Consider the following 8543-nt stretch of genomic DNA (forward strand, 5'->3'; position numbering starts at 1 on the left):
CAGTTATCAGTTATCAGTTATCAGTTATCAGTTATCAGTTATCAGTGCCTAACGGCACATTTCCCTTCTGCCCTCTGCCCTCAAAATGCAACCAAAGGAAATTGCTCACCAGCTAAATAAGCATCAAAATTCTGTTTAAAATATTTCCAAGAAGTTATATTTTCACTATCCATAATGGATTTTGGGGCATCTTTGTATAAAGGTAGACGATGATTGAGCTCATCTTGTAACCATTGTGGTAGATGCTCAACTTTCTTAACTTTTTTCCCGTGGGCACTATAAATCAACTGACCTGGTCTATCACCCATTTTCATCCAAGGAAGCCAAGGGCCAATGCGATCCCAACTTAAAATCACTTGAGAAACTTCTGCTATTTTTGGGTCGAAAAGCTCATCATTAGGGACTGTTAGTTTAAATAACTCAGTTGCTTGATAGATCTCCTGAGGGCTGTATTCGATAAATCTCGGATCTCCTGCCAAGGGATTAGGATAATTAGTAAACAGGTCAAAGACAAAAGTGCTCGTATGTTCATTGACAATCGCGGGAAAATCACCTTTAAAAAGTCCTTGAACAGGATTATTTGCCACATGGGCAACGGGCAGAATCTCCCCAGTCCAGGGATTGTTCCAACGATGTAAGATTTGATTTGTTTCAGGATCGAGATAATAAGTCAACTCACGGGAAGCAAAATCCCAGCTGTTATCCTCTTGGGGTATACAACGGCTAACACTGATGCCGACAATTTTGAAAAGATGTTTTCTGCGCTCATTAGGAATCAAGCCATAAATAGAACCAGTCCATAATAAAAAAGTCGATTGGGATGATAAAGAATTACGAGTTTTCACCCAACAAGAAACATCTAATGGTTGTTCTTGATCAACATGCTGAATTGTCTGAACCATAGGTTTTTCCCCAGAAGATTAGTCTATTTTGCTAAAATAAGCGTTTGCTATATAGTACAATTGGCGGTCTTATTGACTATAGGGTAAGGGTTTTTGATGAAAAAAACATCCTGGAGATGATTTGGTTTTTTATGATCTAGTCGAGACAGATGTTAGGTTTTGGGTTTTGGGTTTTAGGTGACAAGGGGTCATAGTTTGATTTAAAGCTCATCATTTTTATCGGAATTGTAACTATAACGTTGCAATTTTTATCAAAGATTAATAATGATCAGCAAGAAATTAAGTTATAAAATTACTTAGTCAGACATTGAGTTTGTCTTAGATTGATGGATAATCTTTTATTAGATTAAAAGTTACTATTTTGTAATATAAACTTGTCAGAAATAGCAATATAATCAGCATAGTTTATAGTTATTTATGGTGTGAGTTGTTGATGGGAAACCATTAACAAGATTAGTTGATTGTAATATTTTGCCACATATGGAGTGACAATTATTTGGGGTTGCTTACTAAGTTCTCAAGCAATCTGTAATTGTTGTTATTTCTACTTGGTAAGGATTAGCTTACTCATTTACCAAATAACATGAAATTATCTTTATTGCGCTCTAATACTCCAATTATATTATCTTTTTTTCTCACAGTTGGTTTAGGTTTGCTCCCCGAAATAATCAATCCTAAATCTGCGTTGAGTGCGGAAAAGATTCGTTTCGTCTACGGAATGTTCAATTGTTCTCTATCAGTAGAAACTCTCGAAACCTATGCCACAACAGGAGAAATTACCGACGAGTTTAAATTTTATGCCAAGTTTTTAGATGAAGATACTTTAGTTCAGTTGCGTCATTGGTTACAAAAAAAGTTTTATCGCGATCGCGTTAGTATTTACCGCTATACCAAATCGAATGAGGGAGAAGAGATATTGCAAGATATTGGCTCAGTTGTGAGTACTCATTCCCAGCGCAATGGTTTTTATGCTTTGCGTTCTGCGGTGATTCAAGCGGCAGGAGAAGGGGAAAGCTGGACAATTTTGGATGTGATCGATGAATTTCCCACAGATAACCTTCAGATTAATACTAAGGAATTATTTAAATTACAAAAATTTTGGAACGAGTCTAAGAGCGCTGATTCGGGAGAGTGAGGGGAATAGGTAGTAGGTGTTAGGTTTTAGGTTTTAGGTTAAAACCCCTAAATATAAAAAGAAAAGATCTTACGCGATCTTTTCCTTAACAATTACAAAAACTTAGGTTCTAACCTAAACGGGGTTTAAATCATAGACTTAAGCAACTAGACTAGTTGTTTTAACTTCCTCTAAAATGGCAAGAGCTTCTTCAGTTTTGAGCCGTGCACCCAAGCTAGTGACAAGCTTAGCGGAGGCCAGAGAACCCAAACGTCCTGCTTCGGCAAAGGTCATATTATTGGTTATGCCATAGAGCACACCAGCAGCAAACATATCCCCTGCACCAACAGTATCGATCGCTTTGACGGGGAAAGGAGCGATATCGATCAGGTTTTGACCGTCAAAAATCATTGAACCTTTGGCTCCCAAGGTGATGGCAAAACCCTTGGATAAGGTTTTGAGATAGTCGATAGCCACGGTAAGATCTTCAGTTTGAGCAAGCCCTAGAGCTTCACTTTCATTGGCAAAGATAAAATCAACACCAGAGCCAATGATTTCTAGTAGACCGTCTCGGAAAAACTTCACCATATTGAAATCAGCAAGGGTAAAAGCAACTTTTCTGCCTGCTGCTTGGGCAACTTCTCGGGCTTTAATAGCTGCTGCCTTACTATGTTCTCCTGTTACGAGATAACCCTCGATATAAGTATACTTAGCATTGGCGATCGCTTCAGGTACGAGCTCTTTTTCGGAAAGAGCACCAGAAATTCCCAAAAAAGTATTCATGGTGCGATCGGCATCAGGAGTCACAAAAACCAAGCATTTTCCGGAGATGCCAGTTTCAGGTTCGTGGTCTTCTAGATTAGTGCCAACCCCACAACGAAGTAAATCTTCAGCATAAAATTTCCCTGGTTCATCATTGGCAACTTTACAGGAATAAAAAGACTTACCTCCAAATTGACTTATCCCGATTAAGGTATTCGCAGCCGATCCACCACAGGAGCGTTTTTGAGAATAGGCTCCTAAATGACTAACAATCTTATTTTGACTCTCCTCATCTAGCAAAGTCATTACACCTTTATCAATTCCTAACTCTTGGAGAACCTCGGGTGAAATTTCAAATTCAATATCTACAAGAGCATTTCCAAGACCGTACACGTCATATTGTGTCATATTGATAGTTATCTGAGTGGTAAGTTTAGTTGATATCTTTTTCTTAGAGTAAACCCTTGGCTATGCCAATGGGACAGGATAGTAACCTATTTGAGGATAGTAACCCACTTGAAGAAACAAGTAAACATTTGGCATTTTCCCCAAGATAAACCCTTACAAACCTGAATTGACCAAGGTATTTTTCATAATCAACCTAGATTCACCGCATTTTTCACTTTTCAAACTCGCGAGTTCCTTATATGAGTGGAATTTATCCGAAGGTGTATCCTTTAGGGCATCAGGATCACTCGTCAATTTTCAATTTTCCATTTTCTTCATATTCTCGCCAGATTTGTTTTGCTAGTTGCTTCATCCGGTAATGTCTTTTGACCCCCTCATAGTTATAACGATTGAGATTATTCTCAACGATGAATTCTTCCATATAACGAACTCTTTCGCTGGTATTCGGGTGGGTAGAAACCCAAGCAGGACGCTCAACATAATCTTCGTCTTGTTCGTTCAACTCCTGTAACTGTGCCATGAGGTTGCGCACGCCATCGGCGGCATAGTCAGAAGCAACCAACATTCTGGTACCAAAAATATCTGCTTGTCTTTCCATCTCTCGGCTATAGTTCATCACAATCAAATTCCCCGCAGTCCCTCCAACATAGGGCACATATTGGGTAATATTAGCCGTGAGACTTCCTGAAGTTGCCAGTTGAAACCCGTGGGACAAGACAGCATGAGCCGCTTCATGGGCCAGTAGTCCAGCTAGTTCAGCTTCGGAATCGGTATTGAGAATGATCCCTAAATTGACGAAGACTTTTCCTCCAGGAAGGGCAAAAGCATTAATGTTCTCGTCCATGACAATATAAAATTCAAATTCAAACTCGTCTCTACCCGATACCGCAGCAATTCTCTGACCGACTTCTCGAACATAATTAAGTAGGTCTTCGTTCTCTACCATCGGTAGTTGTTTTTGCGCTCGTTTAGCGAATTTCGCTCCTAGAGTAGATTCCCCTTGCAGCAGCAGCACAGTAGTATCGATCGCAGAAATTGGGCCAAAAATATTCCCTGTGAGAGCAAACCCCACGGCTCCGGTGATCGCATTGCCGATCGCATTAAAAGTTAATTTTTCGCGAATCTCACTTTTGAATTCTTCTAAATATTCGTCGGCTAATTGGGTGAATTCTGCCGCCTCGGGAAGTTCGGGATAAAAAAGGGCAAACTGCCGCGAGGTAATTGACGCCTCAAGCCATTGCTCCGCTCTCACATCTGAAGCAATTTTTGCCCGCAGTAATTCGGTATTCTTGGGATATAGACTAATAGCCCTATCTAATACGGCTAATGATTCTTCTTCTTTTTCGTAGTCTAAAAGTGATTCGGCGTAGGTTATATGACCAGGAATAAATTGCGGTTCGTTCTCAACTAGTAATGCTAGAGGAGTTAAAATTTTGCTTTCTAATCCCTGAGCTTTTCCTTCTTGGTAAACCCGCCAATAAACAGCGGCTCCAGGACTTAGTTTTGTCGGATCATTATTGGCTTTGGGGAGAATTTTGCTAGGGTCTAATTCCCTATGCCAAGGAGTTTTCTCTTCTTGATATATTTGAGCAGCAGTTAGTCTATTTCCTGTTTTAAACAGATTATCTGCGATTGATAATTTATGGTAACGAACTACTTCTTCTGGCGTTAAACAATCAATAGCTTGGGTACTTTCCTCTTTCTCTTCTATCTCTTCGTTCTTGGCTGCTTCTGGGTCGTCAGATTCTGTGGCAATTTCTTCTGATTCTTCGATCTTAGATTCGGTTGTGGTTGTGGTTGCTACTATTATTTCTTCTGGTTCTGCTTGAGTATCTGTTGCTTGCTGTTTCTCTTCTGTGATTTCTGATTGGGTTACAAGTTCTTGATCAGAATCCTCTGGACTTGTTTGAGAATCTGTTACTAATTCTGTGGCTGGACATTGGACAAAGATGATTGCTTCCTCTACTGCCGATTCTTCTGCGTCAATAACCTCAGTCTCGTTAGGTTCGAGATCTGGTTCCGCGATCGCATCCCCCTCAAGATCTGATTTGACCACTTCTGTTGTGGCAGTTTCAGTGGTCTCGCTGTGGGCAAAGCACTGAGCGATCGCTAAATTTGTAATGGCAAAAATACTGAGGAAGATTGATAATAAGTTTAGATAAAGTTTCATAACAATTAGTCTCTTTCTAATCTATGGCCAGAGGTTATCGATCAATTATTTACGAATGCTTTACTAGAAGAATTAAGCATGAATAACTACTATTTATTCATTCTATCGATAGTAAATATAATTTATATAAATTTTGAGTAAATACATCGAGTTAGTATTTCTATTCTGTTTGATTAAACTAAAAAATTAGATCTTAGATTTTTAGGTTACCAATGAAATTTTTATTCAAATTATGCTTGATTATTCTTTTAAACTTAGCTCTTGCTGATACGGCCAGGGCAGAAATAGTCGATATCACGCTCCTCCAGCTCAATGATATTTATGAAATTGCCCCTGTTTCTGGAGGTAAAATTGGCGGACTAGCGCGGATTGCTAGTCTAAGACAAAAATTAAGCTCAGAACATCCTCATACCTTTACTATTCTAGCGGGTGACCTATTGAGTCCGTCGGCCTTGGGCACTGCCAAAATTGACGGCGAGGCGATCGCAGGAGCTCAAATGATTTCTGTGATGAATGCCGTGGGGTTAGACTTTGCCACCTTTGGTAATCACGAATTTGACCTAACCAAAGAGCAATTTTATCAACGTCTAGCCGAGTCACAATTTACTTGGTTGTCTCGTAATGTTTTTGATGAGTTTAGACGGCCTTTTCCTAATGTTCCTTCCTCAATCATTCTCCCCGTGAAAGGAGCAGAAGATGCCACGATTAAAGTTGGCTTAATCGGAGTCACTATTGATAGCAATCAGACTGATTATGTGACCTATAAAGATGCGATCGCATCAATGAAGCAAGAAGTAGACAAGATTAAAGATCAAACTGATATCATCATCGCAGTTACCCATCTAGCCTTAGCTCAAGATCAAAAATTAGCCGCAACAATTCCCGAAATCGACATTATTTTAGGAGGCCATGAACATGAAAATATTCAACAATGGCGAGGCAGTGATTTTACGCCGATTTTTAAAGCAGATTCTAATGACAGAACAGTTTATATTCACCAACTTAGTTACGATACGGAAACTAAAAATTTAGAAATTACCTCTCACCTACAACCAATTACGAATCAAATTCCTGAGCAACCAAAAGTTAAAGCCCTAGTTGACAAATGGTTACAAAGAGCTTTCGATGGTTTTCGTCGTCATGATTTTAAACCCGAACAAGTAGTTACTATTTCCCCTGAACCCCTAGATGGATTGGAAGTGAATGTGCGCAATCATGCCACAAACTTAACGGATTTGCTCACCCAGGGAATGTTGGCCGCTACAAATCGAGAAGCTGAGCTTGCGATCGTTAATGCTGGGGCAATTCAGATTGATGATCTGCTGTCTGCGGGAAAAGTGACCCAGTACGATGTACTCCGTATTATGCCCTTTGAAAGTCAGATAATCTTAGTCGAAATGAGAGGTTCACTCTTAGAAAAAGTTTTAAACCAAGGTCTAGAAAATAAAGGAACGGGAGGATATCTTCAGACGGCTGGAGTTAGCAAAAAGCAATCAGGAGCAAGTTGGCTAATTAACAATGTCACTTTAAACCCTGAACAAACCTATAAAATTGCGATCAACGATTTTTTGCTGACAGGAAAAGAAGATGGCTTAGATTATCTGACTCTAGAAAATCCTGAAATAAAGTTCCTTCGAGAAGCAGAGGATATTCGATTTGCTTTAATTCATCAGTTACAGACATTTCGGGCAGATTAGGGAAGTCACGGAATGATAGGATTATCTTTTGCAGATATAGGGAAAAGCTAGAGAGAAAAATTATGGCAGAAACTTTAATGTTCAACGCTCTGCGGGAAGCCACAGACGAAGAAATGGCAAGAGATGACACCGTATTCGTTTTGGGCGAAGATGTCGGACATTATGGTGGTTCTTATAAGGTTACAAAAAATCTTCATGAAAAATATGGTGATCTAAGAGTTTTAGATACTCCTATCGCAGAAAATAGCTTTTGTGGCATGGCAGTGGGAGCAGCTTTAACTGGATTGCGCCCTATTATTGAAGGCATGAATATGGGTTTTTTGCTCTTGGCATTTAATCAGATTGCCAATAATGCAGGAATGTTGCGCTACACTTCTGGCGGTAACTTCAAAATTCCCATGGTGATTCGAGGCCCTGGTGGGGTTGGTAGACAATTGGGAGCAGAGCATTCTCAAAGATTAGAGGCTTATTTTCATGCTGTGCCAGGGTTAAAGATTGTGGCTTGTTCTACAGCTTATAATGCCAAGGGTTTGCTTAAAGCAGCAATTCGAGACGATAATCCTGTATTGTTTTTTGAGCATGTTTTACTCTATAACCACAAGGAAGATTTACCCGACGAGGAATATATTGTCCCTCTAGATAAAGCTGAAATGGTTCGTCCAGGGAAAGATGTGACTATTTTAACTTATTCTAGAATGCGTCATCATTGTACTCAGGCGGCCAAAATGCTGGAGAAAAAAGGATTTGACCCAGAAGTTATTGATTTAATTTCCTTGAAGCCTTTTGATATGGAAACAATTAGTGCTTCGGTCAAGAAAACCCATCGGGTGATTATTGTCGAAGAATGTATGAAGACTGGTGGCATTGGGGCTGAACTTGTGGCTCTAATTAGCGAACAGCTATTTGATGAGTTGGATGCGCCTGTCTTGCGTTTATCTTCTCAAGACATTCCCACTCCTTATAATGGGGCGTTAGAAAGACTGACAATCATTCAGCCAGGTCAAATTGTTGAAGCTGTGGAAAAAATGGTAGCGATGCAAGTCTAAATCAGTGAACAGTTGTTTGGCAAAGCGATCGCGCTGTCTCAGGTTTTGTGCGATCGCTGATTAGGGCTAAGAACTGAATCAAAATAATTAGACAATAATTAACAAAGAATTAAAAGAGGTTGCCGAGAGGATAAAGTAAATGCTGTTAGGGTTTAAAACAGAATTAAAAGTAAATAATACACAAAAAATTCTGTTAGCCAAACATGCAGGAGTAGCTAGACACGCCTGGAATTGGGGTTTAGGTTTAACCAAGCAAATATTAGACAATAATAAAAATAATCCAGAAGCCCTAAAGGATACCGCTTCGCATAAAACAATAAAATTCCCCACAGCTATAGATTTACATAAGTGGTTAGTAGCCTTAGTCAAACCAGAATATCCTTGGTACTATGAAGTATCAAAATGTGCGCCTCAATATGCCCTAAGACATCTGAGAAAAGCTTG

At 39.5% G+C, this 8543-nt stretch carries 7 protein-coding genes; 4 read left to right on the plus strand and 3 right to left on the minus strand.

Annotated features, from left to right (window positions below; translation table 11 throughout):
• Positions 1 to 80: 80 nt before the first annotated feature.
• Complete coding sequence (locus XEN7305_RS00825; RefSeq protein WP_006507410.1) at positions 81 to 902, minus strand: DUF1838 domain-containing protein; 822 nt, start codon at positions 900 to 902, stop codon at positions 81 to 83.
• Positions 903 to 1485: 583 nt separating this feature from the next.
• Between XEN7305_RS00825 and XEN7305_RS00830 the strand changes: the two genes are divergently transcribed.
• Positions 1486 to 2037 (plus strand): alpha/beta hydrolase, encoded by a 552-nt coding sequence (locus XEN7305_RS00830; protein WP_006507411.1) that lies wholly within the window; start codon positions 1486 to 1488, stop codon positions 2035 to 2037.
• A gap of 138 nt (positions 2038 to 2175) precedes the next feature.
• Here XEN7305_RS00830 and XEN7305_RS00835 read toward each other — a convergent pair whose 3' ends face one another.
• Complete coding sequence (locus tag XEN7305_RS00835; RefSeq protein WP_006507412.1) at positions 2176 to 3186, minus strand: adenosine kinase; 1011 nt, start codon at positions 3184 to 3186, stop codon at positions 2176 to 2178.
• 283 nt (positions 3187 to 3469) lie between these two features.
• The gene (locus XEN7305_RS00840) at positions 3470 to 5356 is read right to left on the minus strand and encodes a M48 family metallopeptidase (protein ID WP_006507413.1); all 1887 of its coding nucleotides are present in this window, start codon (positions 5354 to 5356) and stop codon (positions 3470 to 3472) included.
• A gap of 212 nt (positions 5357 to 5568) precedes the next feature.
• Between XEN7305_RS00840 and XEN7305_RS00845 the strand changes: the two genes are divergently transcribed.
• From XEN7305_RS00845 to XEN7305_RS00855, 3 genes are all read left to right on the plus strand, one after another.
• On the plus strand, positions 5569 to 7053 hold the full coding sequence (locus XEN7305_RS00845; RefSeq protein WP_006507414.1) for a bifunctional UDP-sugar hydrolase/5'-nucleotidase: 1485 nt from the start codon (positions 5569 to 5571) through the stop codon (positions 7051 to 7053).
• 62 nt (positions 7054 to 7115) lie between these two features.
• A complete protein-coding gene (locus XEN7305_RS00850) occupies positions 7116 to 8099 on the plus strand; it encodes an alpha-ketoacid dehydrogenase subunit beta (protein ID WP_006507415.1) in 984 nt (327 codons plus the stop codon).
• A 139-nt stretch (positions 8100 to 8238) separates the two neighbouring features.
• The coding region (locus XEN7305_RS00855) for a helix-turn-helix domain-containing protein (RefSeq protein WP_006507416.1) at positions 8239 to 8543 on the plus strand (305 nt) is incomplete at its 3' end.

The sequence above is a fragment of the Xenococcus sp. PCC 7305 genome, from assembly GCF_000332055.1.
In the GTDB taxonomy this organism is placed as follows: domain Bacteria; phylum Cyanobacteriota; class Cyanobacteriia; order Cyanobacteriales; family Xenococcaceae; genus Xenococcus.

Excerpts from the sequence above, each read along its gene's own strand:
- XEN7305_RS00825 (WP_006507410.1), bottom strand. The coding sequence starts at position 902 with ATGGTTCAGACAATTCAGCATGTTGATCAAGAACAACCATTAGATGTT.
- XEN7305_RS00830 (WP_006507411.1), top strand. The coding sequence starts at position 1,486 with ATGAAATTATCTTTATTGCGCTCTAATACTCCAATTATATTATCTTTT.
- XEN7305_RS00835 (WP_006507412.1), bottom strand. The coding sequence starts at position 3,186 with ATGACACAATATGACGTGTACGGTCTTGGAAATGCTCTTGTAGATATT.
- XEN7305_RS00840 (WP_006507413.1), bottom strand. The coding sequence starts at position 5,356 with ATGAAACTTTATCTAAACTTATTATCAATCTTCCTCAGTATTTTTGCC.
- XEN7305_RS00845 (WP_006507414.1), top strand. The coding sequence starts at position 5,569 with ATGAAATTTTTATTCAAATTATGCTTGATTATTCTTTTAAACTTAGCT.
- XEN7305_RS00850 (WP_006507415.1), top strand. The coding sequence starts at position 7,116 with ATGGCAGAAACTTTAATGTTCAACGCTCTGCGGGAAGCCACAGACGAA.